Here is a 19,186-nt window from a genome sequence, read left to right on the forward strand (position 1 = left end):
TTTATCCTTTCATTTCTATCATTTGGTCCAAAGTTTCAGATAAGGTTTCAACCAAACCTTCTAATTTGCTTCCCTTAACCTGATATTCTTCAGCGACCATTTCTTCCCAAGGAACCCACCAAACTGGACCACGACCATTAAGACCGTGTCCCTTCATATCACCCTCTCGTCTCGGAAAAATATGCCAGTGAGCATGTGCATCTCCATTCCCTAACAACTCTACATTCATCTTTTGAGCTGAAAAAGCTTTAGAGACTGCTTCCTGAACCAGACTCATTTCCTCTAAAAAGCGGAGTCTAACACTTGAATGTAGATGATGCAATTCTGTGACATGTTCCTTGGCTAAGAATAAAGTGTAACCTTCAAAATACTGGTGGTCACCGATCACTACATAGCCTGTTTCTAGTTCTTTGACAAAGTAGGGGTTTTCCCCTGCCTGAATCAATTCAATTCGTTGACAAATCAGGCACATCCTAGTCCACCAACTCACTCTTAAGATAAGCATCGACCATACGCTCAGTAGCAACTACAGAATCGATATGAGTACGCTCATAAGAGTGACTAGACTCAATACCAGCTCCTAGAAGAGCGTGTTTGACCTCTGCTCCAGCTGACATCGCTGCAGAAGCATCCGAACCATAAAATGGATAGATATCGAGTTTAAATGGAATGTCCTGCTCTTTTGCCAAGGCAACCAAATGTTGACGGAATTCATAGTGGTAAGGGCCTGAAGCATCTTTGACACAGATAGACACTGTGTACTCATCCGTCTGCTGATCATCTCCCATCGCTCCCATATCCACAGCCAGATATTCGACAACCTGGCTCGGGATACTTGAGTTAGCACCATGTCCCACTTCCTCAAAGACTGAAAAGGCAAAATGCGTAGTGACAGGAAGTTCAACTCCTTCTTCCTTATAGACTTTGAGGAGATTGAGAAGGATAGCCGCACTGACCTTATCATCCAAATGACGCGATTTGATAAATCCTGTCTCAGTTACGACAGTTCGTGGGTCAAAGCTGATAAAGTCACCAATCTCAATACCAAGTGCGCGTGTTTCTTTTTCATTGGTCACTTTTTCATCCAAACGAACTTCCATATTGTCCTGCGTGCGTTCAGCAGTGCCAGCATCCTTGTAGACATGACAAGAAGTCTGGTGGATCAAAATGGTACCAGAAACAGTTTTACCTGTACTAGCCACATGAACTGTACAGTTTTCGCCTTCAATCATATTCCAAGGATAGCCACCGATACGGTCCATTTTGAGACGACCGTCTGGTTTGACAGCACGAACGATAGCTCCCAAAGTATCTACATGGGCAGTCACATAACGCTGCTGCTGGTCATTTTTACCTTTAACAGTGACATTCACACCACCTTTAGCAGTACGGATTGGTTGATAGCCTAGTTTTTCAAGAGTCTCAACTAAATAATTCGTAATTTCACGTGTGAAACCAGTTGGGGATGCAATAGCAGTTAATTCTTTGATATATTCTACAGTTTGTTTCATTTCTTCACCTCTTCCTAATATTATATCACTTTTCCCATTTTAGTATGTGTAAAAAGGAAAAACGAATATACTTTGATTGCAAAAGTATTTTATGGTATAATGAAAAAAAGTTCTTATGATGAAAGGAAATAAGATGAACAAATATTTTAAAACGACACTTCTCTTAGCCTTACCGTTGGCATTCTTAATGGGATGTTCAAAACAAGCATCAACAACTTCTAACTCTTCAAAAGCAGAGACAACTGAGGTAAAAACTACTGAAGTTGAAACAACTGAAAAGAAATCCGAACTAAAAACTGTTACTTTTGTAAATGATTCTCAGCCAGGCATCCAGTCAACATTGACCTATACAGTTGACGGTGATATCGTTGTGAAACAAACCGCTCATAACGTCGCTGACCCTGAAGCACTAAACAATAATGCAGATGATTTAAAAAATCTAATTGAAGAAACCTACAAAGGATACAAGGGACTCAAAGGGGTCACATTATCAGTCGAGATTAAAGATGGTAAAGTCGTTCAAGACCTTGAAATCGACCTTTCAGTTGCAAGCATAGACGAACTTAGAAAAGCTCTACCAGAAGAATACTCAGGCGTTGGAAAAAACGTGAGCTTTAAAGCCTCTAAGAAAATGTTAACAGAACATGGTTATAAAGAACAAACGAACTAAGAGTAATAAAAAAACCTTGGCATAAGCCAAGATTTTTTTATTCCATCTCAAAAGCTTCACTCTTTTGCTTATTTGGAAGAACAAGGGAAAGTAAAATCCCAATGATCGCTGGTACTAACCATGGCAATGAAGCCTTAGCAAATGGTAGAGCATTCACAATGTTGGCAAGGAAGGTCACTTCAAATGAACTTCCCAAGACACTAGCTACAGCAATAGCTGTTACAAGTCCCATTGTCAACTGCATACCTGGTTTTGAAAGTGGTACAAACTTGTTCACAATTACAATCATAACAATCACAATGGTAATTGGATACAAGATAACTAGGACAGGGATTGAATATTTAATGATTGCATCAAGACCAAGGTTGGCAATTGCAAAACCAATCAAGGTAAAGACAGTCGCATAAACCTTATAGCTGATTTGTGGAAAACGTTCGTTAAAGAATTCCGCAGTTGAAACAATCAAACCTACAGTCGTTGTGAAGCAGGTTACTGTTACCATGGCTGCTAGGAATAATTGAGCTGTTGAACCAAAGATTTCTTGGGTCGCTTGCGACAAGATATAAACTCCTGGAGTTCCACCCTTCATCGCTTCTTCTGTCATCGGGAAGTGATTTCCAAGGAAACCTAAGCCAATGTATAGGGCACTAAAGCCAATTGCTACGACAATTCCGACTACCCAAATAGTTGAAATATACTCTTTTTTACTTGAAAATCCAAGTTGTTTCAAGGTTTGAACAGCGATTACACTGAAGGCAACAGAGGCAAGAGCATCTAGAGTGTTATATCCTTCAAGGAATCCTGCTCCAAATGCTGAAGCCTGATAAGCTCCTGAAGCCGCTTGTGGTGCATTTCCACCGTATTTAAAGGCTCCAAGGATGACCAAAACAACAATTAAGAGGGCAAAAACTGGAGTCAAGACACGACCAATACGATCCAAAATCTTTGAAGGATTAAGAGCGATCAGATAAGCTGCAACAAAGTAGATAAGTGTGAAAACAATCAAGCCTAATCCCTTATCTGCTTCGGCCAAGAGTGGACTAATCCCTACTGCAAAAGAAGTTGTCGCTGTACGCGGAATCGCAAAGAATGGACCAATCGACAAGTACAAAACTGCTAGATAAACTGTCGCAAACCATGGAGAAATTTTCTTAGAAATCTCATAGATATATCCCTTAGGATTCAAGGTTCCGATGATCAAGGTCAAGACGGCAAGTCCGACACCTGAAAGTACAAATCCTGCAATGGCAGGGAGAAAGTGGTCCCCAGATTGAGCACCTAAGGTAGGGGGGAAAATCAAGTTACCCGCACCAAAAAATATTCCAAACAGGAGTAACCCTGTTAAAGCACCTTTTTTAGCCATAAACTCTCCTTATAAAAATAAAATACTTTCTTAGTATAACATGTTTAAAGGCTTTAAAAGGCTATCTCAAAATAATTCTAAAATGTTTTCAATTTTCTGATTTTTACAGCAAATAAAAACCCTTTAAAACCTTTCTTATTTTCGGTCTTAAAGGGAGTTTTTCTTATTCTAAAGCATCCATACCGCCTAGAACATTGATAACCTCATATCCTTGTTCTGCTAAAAATTGACAAGCGCGTGCTGAACGCATTCCTGATTTACAAATCACGTAGTAAAGATTATCTTTATCTAGTTGTTTATAAGTATCAGCTAATTGGCTGAGAGGTAAATTACGAGCGCCTTCTAAATGAAGAGTCTCAAATTCCTCTACTTCTCTCACATCTAATAGAGAAAGCGACTCTTTCTGGTATAGTTGGTAAAAATCATTAAAAGTAATTTCTTTCATTTTTCTTCTCCGAGAATTTTTTGAATTCTAGCTTTCAAGTCAGGTAAGACTTCTTCCTCAAACCACGGATTTTTCTTCATCCAGATTTGGTTACGTGGTGATGGGTGTACCAGAGGGAAATAATCTGGCAAATACTCTTTAAATCGATGGACACGATCTGTTACCTTTCCACTGACTTTCTCATGCAGATAGTATGCCTGTGCATACTGCCCAATCAAGAGTGTCAATTGAATATCTGGCAATTCTTTCAACAGTTTAGGGTGCCACTTTTCTGCAAAACCTGGACGAGGTGGTAGATCACCGGATTTCCCATGTCCTGGAAAATAGAAATCCATGGGCATGACTGCAAAATAACCTGAATTGTAAAAGGTATCCTCATCCACACCCAACCAGTCTCGCAATCGATCCCCACTTTTATCCTTCCAGTACAGCCCTGCTTCCTGAGTTTTAAGACCAGGTGCCTGCCCAATGATATTGATCCGAGCTGTCTTTGGTGCTGCAAAGAGAGGCTCGATACCTTGTTTCGTATAACTGGCATTTTGTGGATCCGCCATGATGGCTTGTTTGATGTTTTCGATTTGAGACATCTGTTTTCCCTCCAAAAAGAAGTCTAAGCATACAATCTCAGACTTCTATAGCATTATTTGATCAATTCGTAGATCGCTTCAGCATAGATAGCTGCTGCACGGAAGAGATCGTCCAAGGCGATAAATTCGTTGGCTTGGTGCATAGTGTCGATAGAGTCTGGGAACATAGCACCATAGGCTACACCACGTTCTAAGAGACGTCCGAAAGTTCCACCACCGATAACTTGTTCATGCCCTTGAAGACCTGTTTGTTTTTCATAAACGCTCAACAAGGTTTGTACAAGTGGATCTTCCATTGGTACATAGTGAGGTGTATGTCCGTGTTCTGACAAGCTAACAGAAATAACTGGCAAGTTTTCAAGAACTGACTTGATTTGCTCTGGACTTGTTCCTTTTGGATAACGGAAGTTGAGGGCAATGGTATTATCAGCACTTGTTTCGTCAAAGCGGAAGACACCAGCATTCATAGAAAGGGCACCCATCTTTTCATCCACATGAGCAACTTTCAAGTTCTTCCCTTCATGGTCATTCAAGAGAATCTTACCAGCAATGTCAAGGTAGTCTTTTGCAGGTCCTTCAAATGCAAACTGGCTGAGGAAAAGGGCAAGATAAGTCGCACCGTTGACACCTGAAGCAGGCATAGCACCGTGGGCAGATTTACCAATTACAGTTACCTTGTACTGACCGTTTTCCTCTTGAATTTCTCCTCTAAGTTTGTGCTCTGCAACAAAGGCATCTAGTTTCGCTTGCAAGTCAGCCAAGTCACCTGAAACGACTGCAGTCGCTGATTCAGGAACCATATTTTCACGCAAACCACCTGTGAAGCTGTGAAGACGAGCTACACCCTTGTTTTCACCGGCAAAATGGAGATATTCTGTGATATTTCCTTTTTCACCATTGATGATTGGGAATTCAGCATCTGGAGAGAAACCAAAGTCTGGCTTCGCAAGTCCTACATGTTCAAAGTAGTAGTCCATGTCTGCCCAACCTGATTCTTCATCAGTTCCGACAATAAAGCGAACTTTTTTAGAAGTTGGAAGACCAAGCTCCTTAATGATTTTCAAACCATAGTAACACGCTGTAGTTGGTCCCTTATCATCAGAAGCACCACGCGCATAAAGACGACCATCTTTGATAGTTGGAGTGTAAGGATCAGTGTCCCAACCGCTACCCGCCGGTACCACGTCCATGTGGGCAAAGATTCCAAGAACTTCTTCCCCTTCACCAAACTCAAAATGTCCTGCATAATTGTCGACATTTTTTGTTGGGTAGCCATCACGGTCTGCGATTTCAAGGAATTTCTCCAAAGCTTTTACTGGACCAGGTCCAAATGGGTTCTGAGCATCTGCCTTACTGTCATCGCGTTCTGAGTTGATTTCCAAAAGGCTAAACAAGTCAGCCAAGAGGGCTTCTTTACGTTTTTCTACTTCTGCTGTAAAATCAATAACTGTCATATTTACTTCCTATCTTTTTTCGATAATTTCATCTACTGGCAAGCGGTAACTTGGTTCCAACTTCTCGTCTGTGTATCCTACTGTGATCAAAAGCTCTGGACGGAAGCGTTCTTCAATTTCCAAGACTTCATTGGCTTTTGATTTGTCAAAACCAAGGATTATGTTTGATCCGATTCCTTGGTCAGTCAATGCAAGGACTAAGTTCATCGCAACCAATCCTGCATTAAGGGCTAGGTAGTCACTCACTTGTTGTTCATTGTAACGCGCAAACTCTGCTGGAAGATTCTTCATAAAGTACTGAAGTTGTTCTTCTGAGAAGTTCTTTGCTCCACCAACACGGGCAATCTTGCGAGCACGTTTAGCTAGGTCAGTATCTGTAAATAAGGCAATGGTCACAGGAGCAGCTGCGACTTGCTCAAAGTTTGAACCGTAAGCCAATTTTGCGAGTTCGGCATTTCTCTCACGAACTACAACAAACTTCCAAGGCTGACTGTTGTGAGCACTCGGTGCCAAGGTTGCGATTTCAATAGCTGTTCGAACATCCTTGGGATCAACAGGTTTATCAATAAAATGCTTAGTCGCATGACGTTTTTTATTTAACTCAAGAAATTTCATAATTGATTTCCTTTTCTATTTCTACTGCTTCCATTTTACCACATTCTGAAAGAGCTTGCAGAGATTTTTCATTAGTAGACTAAATTATCTTTTTCTGTTCCGACTTGACTTTTAGATGACAGATTCAAACTGGAAATTATAATATTTCTCTATCGCCTCTATAAAAAATATATATTGGATATTTGATTGATTGTCTGGTAAGCTAGATAGCATTAAGTAAAGGAGACTCTTATGAAAAAATTATTCTTATTCTTAGCCATCAGTCCCCTGTTGGTTGCCTGTGGACAAACCAAACAGGAAAGTACTTCAACTTCCACCGCTAGCCCTAAAACCATTGTCGTAGCCACTGCTGGGGACATCCCACCTTTTGACTTTGAACAAGATGGTAACCTAACAGGATATGATGTTGAAGTTTTAAAAGCGGTCGATGAAAAATTGGACCAATACAAGATTGAATTTCAAAAAACTGCTTGGGAGAGTATCTTCCCTGGAGTGGATGCTGGCCGTTACCAAGCTGCTGCTAACAACTTGAGTTATACCAAAGAAAGAGCAGACAAATATCTCTACTCACTCCCTATCGCTAAAAATCCTTTGGTTCTCGTGAGCAGAAAAGACAAAGCCCTTACCTCTCTTCAAGACATCGCTGGAAAATCAACCCAGGATGACACTGGAACTTCTACGGCCAAGGTCGTTACTGACTGGAACCAAAGCCACTCCGACAACCCTGCAACCATCCAATACTCTGGTGAAGATGTGGCTAAACGTCTCACTGATCTATCAAATGGCGAGTTTGATTTCCTAATCTTTGATAAAATTTCTGTTCAAAAAATTATCCAAGACCGAGGTTTGGACTTGAACGTAGTCGACTTGGAAAGCAATGATAATCCAAACAACTACATTATCTTCTCAAGTGACCAAAAAGAATTCAAAGAGCAATTTGACAAGGTCCTTAAAGAACTCTATCAAGACGGAACCCTTGAAAAACTCAGCAAAACCTATCTCGGTGGTTCTTACCTGCCAGACCAAACTGAACTAAAATAAAGAACAAACAGTCTCGAATATAAGCAAGCTCTCGTATAGAGGGCTTTTTGCATACAAAAAAGCCATCCTTGCGGATGACTTACTAGCAACCGAATCGGTGCTTAGTGTTATTATTCATTTTGGAACCATTCGAAACAAGACAATTCTAAAACTATAAAACATTGATACTATCAATCTATACATCTCATTTAGACAGCTTCCCTTATCTTTTTTTGTATGCTTCAAAACTATATCTTGTACAAATTATTTAATCTTTCTAACTCTAATACACTCATAGATACTTCTACTCCAATAACTACCCCCTTACTATAAATAATTCCACAAGAAAACACAATCCTCTTCTGACTCAAAATATTTGACAATATTACAAATGATTCCAAAACATAATCCTCTATAGTAATAAAACAATTATTTTCATCTTTGAAAAACTCTATAAATCCAATATCCTTACACCTATCACGTAAATGAAACTTAAGTGATTTTAAAAAATAATCAAAAAACACATCACTCTCCATAGAAAACCCTCTCATTTTTTTTTAAACATTCTGATATAATCATACAAAAAATAAATTTTGGAACCATCCGAAACAACACAGTCAAAAGATTTTCTTTTAAGTTAAATATGGTTATCCATAATCAGTAACGCGCGACACTTATTCGGTGCTTTTTTTATTTTATTATCCTAATTTATTATACTCCTAATTTGATAAATAAACAAATAATATTGCAGCGTTTTCATAATTGTCAATAAAATAATTCCTTAAATAAATTAACTTGTGTTTAAGTACTAATCTAAAATACCCCTAACACTTCTCCGTGCTAGGGGTTGTTTTAATTCCTTAAATATTTCACATATTCGACTAATACGTAGATGAGGATCGTTAAACAAATGATAATTTCTACCCAAACGAGGAGGTTGAGAACTGGAAACTGCAGAATGCCTTGAGCCATTTTCAATGAAGTTGCTGTGATGATGGTTGGGAAAGTTAGAGCTGAAAAGGCTGGTTGGAAACCTTGTTTTAAAATCCTTGACAAGCGACTAAGAACAAAGAAAAAGAAGGCCTGTGATGCAAGGATCATGATTACTAAACTCCAGTTAGGTAGATTAGGACCTCCAACTCGGATTAGCGCAGCTAAAAGTAGGGAAAAAGGAGCGCAATAGATGCCTTCTTGTCCCAGTAAAGCCAGCGGCAATGGATTTCTCTTCAAATCTTGATAAATCAGAGGGTAAAGGATAAGGGTTAAGATAAAACCAAATATCCAAGCTCCATAGGCAATCCCGACTATTCCCACCACTGGGTAGGTCAAGCTTGCTACTGCTATTCCCACATAAAGAACCGTCCAACTTGGCGTTGCACTCGTTCTTGGTTTGGCCTGCACATAATTTTTAGTGAAGTAGATGATTAAACCTACATCTAGAAGAAAAGCAAACCACCAGAGAATCTGTGCAAGAATGCTCATGTTCGTGGGTAAGATTCGTAACAAATAAGTCGATAAGATCATCCCTGCCATAGGAAAGGGCGCCGTTGCCGATAAAACAGGCGCTTTCTTCAACTCCTGTTTACTTTCTTGCCAATGATGCAGATGACTGTATAAAAAATAAAACCATAAAATCAAGCTTGACAAACTAAAGACCTGCGATAAGAGTGGAAAAACATCCAAGATGAGATTTCCTGCTCCAGCTAAGCCCAATAAGCAACCTGAAAAAGCTAAGGGGAGTTTTTTCATACCAACCTCCAATAATCATGTTATTATCAGTATAACATAAATAAAGCTCAGTTAGACAAATCTTCATCATTTTTTTAGGCTATAAAACGATTGTTCCCTTTTAAAATACTCACTAACAATAATGATTGAAATAGATTCATCAAAAAAAAGTACTTATCAAGTGATAGGTACTCTTTTCTGTTTCTTTTTGATGATTCCTTATCCTTTAAAGGTAACGATAGTCGCTCCAGATCCTCCAGCATTTTGAGGTGCATAGCCAAAGCTCTTGACTTGCTTGTTCCTTTGTAGGTATTTGGTTACCCCTTCACGGATGACCCCTGTACCAATCCCATGGATGATATCTACTTGAGCCATGTTGTTGAGTAATGCTTGGTCGATAAAGGCATCCAAGGCTTCCATAGCTTCCTCGTAGCGTTTCCCACGAAGGTCTAGTCGAGCTTGAGGCCCTTTGCCACCTGCACGTTTGACGACATTGACTTGTTTCTTCTTGACTGGTGTTTCTTGCTGAGCTTGAACCAAGTCAAACTCTTTTTCCTCAAGCGTCATCTTGATTAAGCCAACTTGAGCTTCCCAACGACCGTCCTTGAGTTGATTGGTCAAGGTTCCTCGTTGACCATAGCTTAAAACGATAATATCATCCCCAACTTTTGGTGCTCGTTTTTTCTTGGCCTTTTGAAGGACCTTGTTTTTAGAAAGATCAACTTTTTCAGGGGCTAACTTCTTGAGCTTAGCCTTGGCTTCGATAATTTCATGTGGTTTTAGTTGAGATTTACTGTGAAGATTTTTAAGAATATCATCACTCTCTGCCAGAGCCAATTCAACAATCTCAGCAGCTTGCTCACGCGCCTTATTGAGTTCTGTTTCCTTCTCACGATTGAGCTCGTTGTAGAGTTTTTTAAGAGCACGGTTCATCTTGAGGTTTTCTTGCTCGACTTGGCGAATATTTTCAAGACGTTTCCGACTTTCAAGGGTCTGCTCTTCCAATTGCTCAATGATGCGATTAACATCATTGTCTTGGTTAATCTGCTTGCTAGCGTCACCTACAATGACATCTGACAATCCTAGACGTTTAGCAATTTCAAAGGCATTGCTTCGACCAGGTACTCCTTGCATAAAGCGATAGGTTGGACGCAGGCTAGCAGTATCAAACTCCATGCTGGCATTCTGAACATAGGCTGTTTCAATTCCGTAAGCCTTGAGTTCAGGATAGTGAGTGGTGGCCATAGTCTTGACCTGGCGCAGGCGCAAGTCTTCTAGGATAGACATAGCAAGAGCAGCTCCTTCCTGAGGATCTGTACCTGCTCCAAGCTCATCTAGTAACAAGAGCGAGTTTTGGTTAACCTTACCAAGAATATCAACAATATTAGTCATATGACTAGAGAAGGTTGAGAGACTTTGTTCGATGGATTGTTCGTCTCCGATATCCGCAAAGACCTCTTCAAAAATTCCCACACGACTTCCCTGATCCGCCAAAATCGGCAAACCTGACTGAGCCATCAATTGCGTCAATCCTAAGGTTTTTAGCATGATGGTCTTACCACCCGTATTGGGACCAGTGATAACGATTGCTGTTAGATCCTTACCAAAGTGTACATCATTAGCAACAGCATTTTGCACCAAGGGATGACGAACATGGAGGAGTTGAATCTCCTGTTCCTCAGAGACTTGAGGGACCACTGCTCCTGTCTCTTGGATAAAGCGCACCTTTGCTCGAATCAAGTCTAAGTGCCCAATAATCCAGGCATCATTTGCAATTTCAGCTGCGTGTGGTCGTACACGCTCAGAGAGTTCTTGAAGGATACGCAACATCTCATAGCGTTCATCTGCACGAAGACTAGCAATCTCCTCACTTAGCTTGACCACTTCACGCGGTTCGATATAGACAGTATTCCCACTGGCAGAGATATCATGAACAACACCAGCAATCTTGTTTCGATAGGTATTTTTGACTGGAAGTACTTGACGTCCATTTCGACTAGCGATGATGCCTTCTGTCAACATCTGCGCTTTTTGTTTAAGAAGATCCTGCAAGACATCACGAACCTGGCTCTCACTGTCGTGGATTTTCCGGCGAATCCGTGCCAATTCTTCACTTGCAAAATTCTCAATAAAGCCAGCTTCATTGATGGCTTGGAGATTGCCCTGCAGATGTGGGAAATCATGAAGTTTTTCAAACCAATTAGCCAGGTGGTCCAAACTCACATTTTCAAGATTATCATAGAAGTTTTTCAGTTCACGACTGGCAAAAATGACACGTTTGAGAAGGAGAAATTCCTCGATGTTGAGATCAGCCCCCATCTCCAAACGCTTGCAGGTTGCAGCAATGTCCTTGGTGCTTGAGATACTGAAATGCGGATGCTCGACAAAAAGTTCTTGCATCTCCTTCATCTCAGTAAAAGCTTGCTGAATCTTGTCTCCTTTATCACTCGGAACAAGTTCTTTTAACTGCTCTAACCCTTGTTCCGTCAAGAGATGTGGCTCAAATAAAGCCTTGACCTTATTAAATTCTAACGTTTCTAGTATTTTTGTATTCATCTTATTTCCTTCGTAAAAAAGTTATGGCTTTTCTTATTTTCACCTTTTATATCAAGCTCATACTTTTCGAAATTGTAAACAAAAGGCTAGGAATGATTCCCGCCCTTTTTATCCGATTATTTTAGTAACCCAAAGCTGTTTAATCAACCCAGTTGTAAATGGGATGCTTTGAATGATATGTCTAGCTACAAAGCTATTTTCAAGTGAATTTTGAACAATTTGTAATGGCACAGTAGCGAGGATCGTTAGCATCATTTGGAGCACAAACAAGGTTACTACGATTGATAGCACACCTGCACCGATACGATAGTATTTACCTTCAAGTATCTTGGTCGGCACTAGGTTTAGAAAAAGACCAAGCAAGCGACCGATACAATAAAAGACAGTAAAGGCTAAGAGAAAACCGATTCCTGCATAAAAGACTTTATCCAGTTGGAAAAGCTGATTGGACGGGAAAAAGTAAGTTCCCTGTCCTTCCTGTGGGTTGGCATAAGGGATTAACAAGTTGAACTTCTGCCCTAAAGATAGGTAATAGTTGCTTGCAAAATAAGCTGAGACAATCGTAGCCACAAGATAATAAGCTTGCAAAAGAATTCCTCTGCGGTATCCGATATAAAAGCTCCAAGCAAGGATCAATAAGAGTAGGATGGAAATCATAGAGAATCCCCTATCTTACTCTGCTCTTGTTTAGCAGCGACCAATTTATAACGGAGCGATTCCAACTCTTGCTCCTTATCATCAAACTCAATCTCACGGCTAAGCTGGGTTGACAAGCAGTTAACTGCCAAGAGAATCGCCACTGTCTCATCATCAGCTCCAGGCATTTGTTCTTTAATTGCTTCATATTTTTCCGTTGCAACTTTAGCAATCTCCTCCATGAAAAGATTATCATGCTCCGTTGTCAACGTTAATGTTTTTTTCCCAAAAGTAAACTTGAATCGATTTAAATTTGCCATAAAATTCACCTCACGATATTATACCAAATTTCACTAAGTTTGTCAGTTTTAACCAATTCTATCGCTTTTATGATACAATAGAGACTATGGCAAGTATTACATTAACACCGAGTGAAAATGAAATTAAAGCTTTTGTTCAAAAGCATGAAAAAGCCCTCGCTCCAAGTAAAAATCCATATATTCGCTACTTTTTCAAGCTTCCTCAAGCCAGTGTTTCCATCTATACATCTGGAAAAGTTCTCTTGCAGGGAGAAGCCGCTGAAAGCTATGCCAGCTTTTTGGGTTATCAAGTAGCGCAAGTTGCTAGCGGGCAAAATTTCCCCTTAATCGGAACAGATGAAGTCGGAAATGGTTCCTACTTCGGTGGTCTCGCTGTTGTGGCGTCCTTTGTCACTCCTGATCAGCATGACTTTTTAAGAAAACTCGGAGTTGGGGATTCTAAAACACTGACCGACCAAAAGATTCGTCAGCTTGCTCCCCTTCTAAAGGAAAAAATCCAACATCAAGCACTCCTACTTTCTCCGAGTAAGTATAACGAAGTGATTGGTGAGCGCTACAATGCAGTTTCCGTCAAAGTAGCTCTGCATAATCAGGCCATTTTTCTCCTTCTTCAAAAGGGAGTCCAACCTGAAAAAATTGTTATCGACGCCTTTACCAGCTCACAAAATTATGAAAAGTATCTAAAAAATGAAGCCAACCATTTTCCCAATCCAGTCACGCTGGAGGAAAAAGCTGAGGGCAAGTACCTAGCCGTCGCAGTTAGCTCCATCATTGCACGTGATCTCTTCCTAGAAAATCTTGAAAACCTAGGACGAGAGTTAGGCTATCAACTTCCAAGTGGGGCTGGAACTGCTTCTGACAAGGTGGCTAGCCAAATCCTTCAAGCATATGGCATGAAGGGGCTCAGCTTCTGTGCCAAGCTGCATTTTAAAAACACTGAAAAAGCCAAAAAACTTCTATAGAGGTAAACCATGAAATATTTAAAATCGTTTATAAGAGAGTGGGGAGTTTTCTTCCTGATTATTTCCTTAATAGGACTCAGCCGTCTCTTTCTCTGGAGCAATGTCCGCGTAGAAGGGCACTCTATGGACCCTACGCTAGCTGATGGAGAAATTCTCTTTGTTGTCAAACATCTCCCCATTGATCGCTTTGACATTGTTGTCGCTCATGAAGATGAGGGGAATAAAGATATTGTGAAACGGGTCATCGGATTGCCAGGTGACACCATCCGTTACGAAAATGATAAGCTCTACGTCAACGGTCAAGAAACGGATGAGCCTTATTTAGCAGATTACCTCAAACGCTTTAAAGAGGATAAACTCCAATCTACCTATGCTGGAGATAGCTGGGATGGAAAAAAAGGCGAGTACTTCAGAAGCATTGCTGAGAAAGCTGAGGCCTTCACTTTAGATGTTAATTACAATACTAGCTTCACCTTCACTGTTCCAGAGGGACAATACCTTCTACTTGGTGATGACCGTCTAGTATCTAGTGATAGCCGACATGTTGGTACCTTTAAAAGAAAAGATATCATCGGAGAGGCTAAATTCCGCTTCTGGCCACTCAAACGTATTGGAACATTTTAAGAACACTAAGAGGCCGAGAACTATAAATCTCAGCCTCTTCTCATTCTATTCTGAATGATTTGCTCTCATTCATGAATGTAAAGGAATTTTATGGAAGTTTATTTTACAGGTACGATTGAACGTATTATTTTTGAAAATGTCAGCAACTTTTATCGTATTCTCCTTTTAGATATCGAGGATACCAATGCCGAAAACTATGATGATTTTGAAATCATTGTTACTGGTACCATGGCTGATGTCATAGAGGGAGAGGAATACACTTTTTGGGGGCAGATTGTCCAACACTCAAAATATGGTGAACAACTCCAAATTACTCGTTACGAACGAGCGAAGCCAACTAGTAAAGGATTGGTTAAGTATTTCTCAAGTAGCCATTTCAAAGGGATTGGTCTCAAAACCGCCCAAAAGATTGTGGAACTCTATGGGGAAAATACTATCGATGAAATCCTAGAACATCCTGAAAAACTTGAAACCATCTCAGGTCTGTCTTCTAAAAGTCGTGAGGCCTTTGTATCTACACTCCGTCTCAACTACGGTACAGAAATGGTCTTGGCCAAGCTTGCCAACTATGGCATTCCTAATAAATTAGCTATTCAAATTCAGGATACCTACAAAGAGGAAACCATCGATATTGTTGAAAATTATCCTTATCAGTTGGTAGAAGATATCAAGGGCTTGGGTTTTACCATCGCTGACCAATTGGCACAAGAATTGGGCATTGAAAGCCAGGCACCTGAACGTTTCCGAGCAGGACTCATTCATAGCCTTTTAAACGCTTGTATGGAAAGTGGGGATACTTATGTTGAAGCTAGAGATTTATTAGAAAAGACTCTAGATTTACTGGAATCCTCACGTCCTGTAGAACTGGAACCAAGTCAACTTGCTCAAGAATTGTCCAATCTCATTGAAGAAGAAAAAGTCCAGCAGGTTGACACTAAAATCTTTGATAACAGTCTCTTTTTTGCCGAAGAAGGTATTCATAATCACCTCATTCGTATCCTTGAAAAAGAAGAAAGCGAACAACACGAAACCGAAATTATCCAGGAGCATATCGCAACGGTTGAGGAAGAATTAGGCATTCAATACGATACCATTCAAAAACAGGCAATCTGCGATGCTATCCAAAACAAGGTCTTTATCCTGACCGGCGGACCAGGTACGGGTAAAACCACTGTGATCAATGGTATTATTGCTGTCTATGCTCTATTAGAGGGACTGGACCTGAAAAAAAAGAGTAGTCTTCCAATTCTTCTAGCTGCACCAACTGGTAGAGCAGCTCGTAGAATGAACGAGTTAACTGGCTTACCGAGTGCAACCATTCACCGCCATTTGGGGATGACTGGAGATGACGACACTAGCCATTTGGAAGATTATCTAGATGCTGACTTTATCATCGTAGATGAGTTTTCCATGGTAGATACTTGGCTAGCCAATCAGCTATTCTCAAATATCTCCTCTACTAGTAAAATTCTCCTCGTTGGAGATAGTGACCAGTTGCCATCGGTTAGTCCTGGTCAAGTTCTAGCTGACTTACTCCAAATCCCAAGCATCCCGCAAACGCGATTGGAAAGAATCTACCGTCAGAGTGAAGAATCAACCATTGTCACCCTCGCTAGTCAGATTCGTCAGGGAATTTTGCCTGCCGATTTCACTCAGAAAAAAGCAGACCGTTCCTACTTTGAAATCACTAGTAACCATATCCCTGCGACCATTGAAAAAATCCTAGACGCTGCCATTCGAAGTGGCATCCCTGCTCGAGACATCCAAGTCCTGGCTCCTATGTATCGTGGTGCAGCAGGAATCGATGCCATCAATCAACTCATGCAAGAACTGCTCAATCCTCTTCAAAAGGGACAGATTAGTTTTGAATCAAGTCAGTTTCAGTATCGCACGGGAGATAAGGTCATTCATCTGGTCAACGATGCAGAAGTCAATGTTTTTAACGGAGACCTAGGCTACATCACGGACCTCATCCCTGCTAAATACACCGAGTCCAAACAAGATGAAATGATGATTGATTTTGATGGGAACGAAGTCGTCTATCCACGCAACGAATGGTATAAAATTCGTCTTGCCTATGCCATGAGTATCCATAAGTCACAAGGTAGCGAATTCCCAGTTGTGATTCTTCCAATTACCAGTGCTAGCAAGCGCATGCTGGAGCGTAATCTCATCTACACTGCTATTACTCGGGCCAAAAGCAAACTCATCCTACTCGGTGAACTTCAGGCCTTTGACTATGCAACCAAACATATCGGAACTGCTCGCAAGACCTATCTGATTGAACGTTTCAGTGACTTACCTAAAAGCTCTGAGGAACGAAACGAGCCTGTTATCGAAATCACAGATCCGACGAACCCTCATCAAACTTACATCCTGACCGAAGATAACTGGACTAGTATCCCAGCTATGATTGGGATTAGCCAAGATGACCTTGATGAGTTTTTCGGAAAATAAAGCACAAGAGAGAGTGGGACAGAAATCGGTAATTCGTTAGAATTCGATTTCGTCGTCCCGCCTCCGCACAGTTGAGTGGTGCTGTAAAAGCTGATGAAATCAGCGTAGTAGAGCCCACTCAACCACTGCGTCTTGCTTGACAATCCAAAGACAATTAAAAGGCTAGGACTTTTGTCCCAGCCTTTTATCTTTTCAGATTATTTTACTGTTGCAGTGCTTGTGATCAATTCAACAGCTTTCTTGATTGTGATATCGTGTTTCAACATGTCAGTTGAAAGTAAGCTTTGTACTTGAGCAACTTCCATGTTGTAATCTGCAGCCAATTGCTCGATTTCTTTTTGGATTTCTTCTTCAGTAGCGTCAAATCCTTCAGCTTTCGCAACTGCTTCGATAACAAGGTTCGTCTTCGTGCGTGACTCAGCTTCTGCTTCATATTGTTTGTGAAGGTCTTCTTGAGTAGTTCCAGTGATTTGGAAGTACATGTCAGGGTTGATACCTTGACGTTGCAAGTTTCCAAGGAACTCATTTACTGAGCGGTGAACTTCTTCGTGGATCATTTCTTCTGGAAGTTCTACGATTTCAGCGTTTTCAACTGCTTTATCGATTGCTGCACCTTCAACGGCATCATTGTATGCTTCTTCTTTAGCAGCAGCCAATTCTTTGCGGTATTTTTCTTTCAATTCATCAAGAGTTTCAACTTCTTCGTCGATATCTTTTGCAAGTTCATCGTCAAGAGCTGGAACTTCTTTAGCTTTAACTTCGTGGATAGTTGTTACGAATTTAGCTTCTTTACCTGCAAGGTCTTCTGCTTGGTAGTCCTCTGGGAATGTTACGATAACGTCAACAGTTTCACCAGCTGAGTGTCCAACCAATTGGTCTTCGAAACCAGGGATGAATTGACCTGAACCAAGTCCAAGTGAGAAGTTTTCACCTTTTCCACCGTCAAATTCAACACCGTCGATAGAACCAACAAAGTCAATCACAACAGTGTCGCCATTTTCAGCAGCACCTTCTTTGATCACCAATTCAGCCAAGTTGTTGCGTTCACGCTCGATACGCTCTTCAACATCAGCGTCAGTTACTTCTTTATCTACATCAACTGATACTTCAAGGTTTTTGTATTCACCCAATTTTACTTCAGGTTTTGTAACAACTTCAGCAGTGATAACCCAATCTTGACCTTTTTCCATAGATGTTACGTCAATTTTTGGTTGCGCAACAACTTCAAGACCAGCTTCTTTAACAGCTGCTTCATAAGCGTCTGGCAAAAGAGCATTCAATGCATCTTGGTAAAGTGCTTCTTCACCAAATTTTTGGTCGAAGATAGGACGTGGAAGGTGACCTTTACGGAAACCTGGAACGTTAAGAGTTTTCTTTACTGAGTTAAATACACGGTCCAATTCTGGTTTGATTTGGTCTTGAGAGATTGTGAAAGTCAAGACACCACGGTTTGTTTCTTTGTTTTCAAATGATACAGACATTCTGTCATTTCTCCTTAAAATTTTTAATACAGTCCATTATACCATATAGTAGCGAATTTTTTCAAGTAATGGATGCGCTTTTCGTCCATGCTTCAGTTACATCCCGTGTCCCCTAAAATTCATCAGGACCTACCAAGTGATGTTGAAAGGCATAGACAGCTGCCTGGGTACGATCACTGACCTCAAGTTTGGCTAGGATATTGGAGACATGGGTCTTGACTGTCTTGAGTGAGATAAAGAGCTCATCTGCAATGCGCTGATTTTCATAGCCCTTGGCAATCAGTTGAAGGACATCGCGTTCTCGCGCAGTTAAGTCTTCATGAAGTTCCATATGATTGCGGTGGTATTCTACTTTCTTACTCACCTCTTGTTCGATAGCTAGCTCTCCAGCTGCCACCTTTTGAACAGCATGGAACAATTCATCGGCACTTGATGTCTTGAGCATATAACCCCTAGCTCCAGCATTTAAGACTGGCATGATTTTTTCATTGTCTAGATAAGAAGTCACAATCAAGATTTTAGCTTCTGGCCATTCTTTGAGAATAGCTAGAGTTGCGTCAATCCCATTGACTTCTGGCATCACAATATCCATCACAATCACATCGGGGCGAAGATCCAAAGCCATTGCAATTCCTTCAGCTCCATTAGTCGCTTCTCCTACAATTTCTACATCATCTTGCAATTCAAAATAACTTTTTAAACCAAGACGCACCATTTGGTGGTCATCTACCAATAATAGTTTCATTTTATTTCCTTT

General features: G+C 40.6%; 18 protein-coding genes. 5 read left to right on the top strand and 13 right to left on the bottom strand.

Features of this window, described 5'->3' with window-relative positions:
* Position 1: 1 nt before the first annotated feature.
* Positions 2-472: an HIT family protein gene (locus tag ACVC7R_RS03135; protein ID WP_447263495.1), complete on the bottom strand. Its 471-nt coding sequence runs from the start codon at positions 470-472 to the stop codon at positions 2-4.
* A 1-nt stretch (position 473) separates the two neighbouring features.
* Positions 474-1,511 carry a M42 family metallopeptidase gene (locus ACVC7R_RS03140; protein ID WP_447263496.1) on the bottom strand — a complete coding sequence of 346 codons (1,038 nt, stop codon included), beginning with the start codon at positions 1,509-1,511 and terminating at the stop codon, positions 474-476.
* Positions 1,512-1,644: 133 nt separating this feature from the next.
* On the opposite strand from ACVC7R_RS03140, the gene ACVC7R_RS03145 reads away from it, so the two are divergent.
* On the top strand, positions 1,645-2,181 hold the full coding sequence (locus tag ACVC7R_RS03145) for a DUF1307 domain-containing protein (protein ID WP_447263497.1): 537 nt from the start codon (positions 1,645-1,647) through the stop codon (positions 2,179-2,181).
* 37 nt (positions 2,182-2,218) lie between these two features.
* Here the strand turns inward: ACVC7R_RS03145 and brnQ are convergent, their stop codons facing one another.
* The 5 genes from brnQ to ACVC7R_RS03170 form a co-directional block, all read right to left on the bottom strand.
* Entirely contained in the window at positions 2,219-3,544 is a 1,326-nt protein-coding gene (gene brnQ, locus ACVC7R_RS03150) for a branched-chain amino acid transport system II carrier protein (protein WP_447263498.1), read from the bottom strand.
* Between the two features lie 163 nt (positions 3,545-3,707).
* Positions 3,708-3,989: a rhodanese-like domain-containing protein gene (locus ACVC7R_RS03155; RefSeq protein WP_447263499.1), complete on the bottom strand. Its 282-nt coding sequence runs from the start codon at positions 3,987-3,989 to the stop codon at positions 3,708-3,710.
* Complete coding sequence (locus ACVC7R_RS03160; RefSeq protein WP_447263500.1) at positions 3,986-4,576, bottom strand: uracil-DNA glycosylase family protein; 591 nt, start codon at positions 4,574-4,576, stop codon at positions 3,986-3,988. Before ACVC7R_RS03160 ends, ACVC7R_RS03155 begins: the two co-directional genes overlap by 4 nt.
* Positions 4,577-4,629: 53 nt before the next feature.
* Positions 4,630-6,030: a dipeptidase PepV gene (gene pepV / locus ACVC7R_RS03165; RefSeq protein WP_447263501.1), complete on the bottom strand. Its 1,401-nt coding sequence runs from the start codon at positions 6,028-6,030 to the stop codon at positions 4,630-4,632.
* Positions 6,031-6,039: 9 nt separating this feature from the next.
* On the bottom strand, positions 6,040-6,645 hold the full coding sequence (locus tag ACVC7R_RS03170; RefSeq protein ID WP_447263502.1) for a nitroreductase family protein: 606 nt from the start codon (positions 6,643-6,645) through the stop codon (positions 6,040-6,042).
* Between the two features lie 231 nt (positions 6,646-6,876).
* On the opposite strand from ACVC7R_RS03170, the gene ACVC7R_RS03175 reads away from it, so the two are divergent.
* Complete coding sequence (locus ACVC7R_RS03175; RefSeq protein WP_447263503.1) at positions 6,877-7,686, top strand: amino acid ABC transporter substrate-binding protein; 810 nt, start codon at positions 6,877-6,879, stop codon at positions 7,684-7,686.
* 831 nt (positions 7,687-8,517) lie between these two features.
* Here the strand turns inward: ACVC7R_RS03175 and ACVC7R_RS03180 are convergent.
* The 4 genes from ACVC7R_RS03180 to zapA all read right to left on the bottom strand — a co-directional run bounded on the left by ACVC7R_RS03180 (position 8,518) and on the right by zapA (position 12,905).
* Complete coding sequence (locus ACVC7R_RS03180; protein WP_447263504.1) at positions 8,518-9,414, bottom strand: TDT family transporter; 897 nt, start codon at positions 9,412-9,414, stop codon at positions 8,518-8,520.
* Positions 9,415-9,612: 198 nt separating this feature from the next.
* Positions 9,613-11,949, bottom strand: coding sequence for an endonuclease MutS2 (locus tag ACVC7R_RS03185; RefSeq protein ID WP_447263505.1), 2,337 nt, complete (start codon positions 11,947-11,949; stop codon positions 9,613-9,615).
* A 108-nt stretch (positions 11,950-12,057) separates the two neighbouring features.
* Positions 12,058-12,606, bottom strand: coding sequence for a CvpA family protein (locus ACVC7R_RS03190; RefSeq protein WP_447263506.1), 549 nt, complete (start codon positions 12,604-12,606; stop codon positions 12,058-12,060).
* Positions 12,603-12,905, bottom strand: a complete 303-nt coding sequence (gene zapA / locus ACVC7R_RS03195; RefSeq protein WP_447263507.1) for a cell division protein ZapA — start codon at positions 12,903-12,905, stop codon at positions 12,603-12,605. Before zapA ends, ACVC7R_RS03190 begins: the two co-directional genes overlap by 4 nt.
* Before the next feature lie 86 nt (positions 12,906-12,991).
* Here zapA and rnhC point away from each other — a divergent pair, with 86 nt between their 5' ends.
* The 3 genes from rnhC to recD2 all read left to right on the top strand — a co-directional run bounded on the left by rnhC (position 12,992) and on the right by recD2 (position 16,948).
* A complete protein-coding gene (rnhC, locus tag ACVC7R_RS03200; protein WP_447263508.1) occupies positions 12,992-13,867 on the top strand; it encodes a ribonuclease HIII in 876 nt (291 codons plus the stop codon).
* Between the two features lie 9 nt (positions 13,868-13,876).
* A complete protein-coding gene (gene lepB, locus ACVC7R_RS03205; protein ID WP_447263509.1) occupies positions 13,877-14,491 on the top strand; it encodes a signal peptidase I in 615 nt (204 codons plus the stop codon).
* 90 nt (positions 14,492-14,581) lie between these two features.
* Positions 14,582-16,948, top strand: coding sequence for an SF1B family DNA helicase RecD2 (recD2, locus tag ACVC7R_RS03210; protein WP_447263510.1), 2,367 nt, complete (start codon positions 14,582-14,584; stop codon positions 16,946-16,948).
* A 197-nt stretch (positions 16,949-17,145) separates the two neighbouring features.
* On the opposite strand, the gene tig is transcribed toward recD2, so the two are convergent.
* Entirely contained in the window at positions 17,146-18,429 is a 1,284-nt protein-coding gene (gene tig, locus ACVC7R_RS03215) for a trigger factor (RefSeq protein WP_447263511.1), read from the bottom strand.
* A gap of 112 nt (positions 18,430-18,541) precedes the next feature.
* A complete protein-coding gene (locus ACVC7R_RS03220) occupies positions 18,542-19,174 on the bottom strand; it encodes a response regulator (protein ID WP_447263512.1) in 633 nt (210 codons plus the stop codon).
* Positions 19,175-19,186: the final 12 nt, after the last annotated feature.

Source organism: Streptococcus sp. Z554 (genome assembly GCF_053010305.1).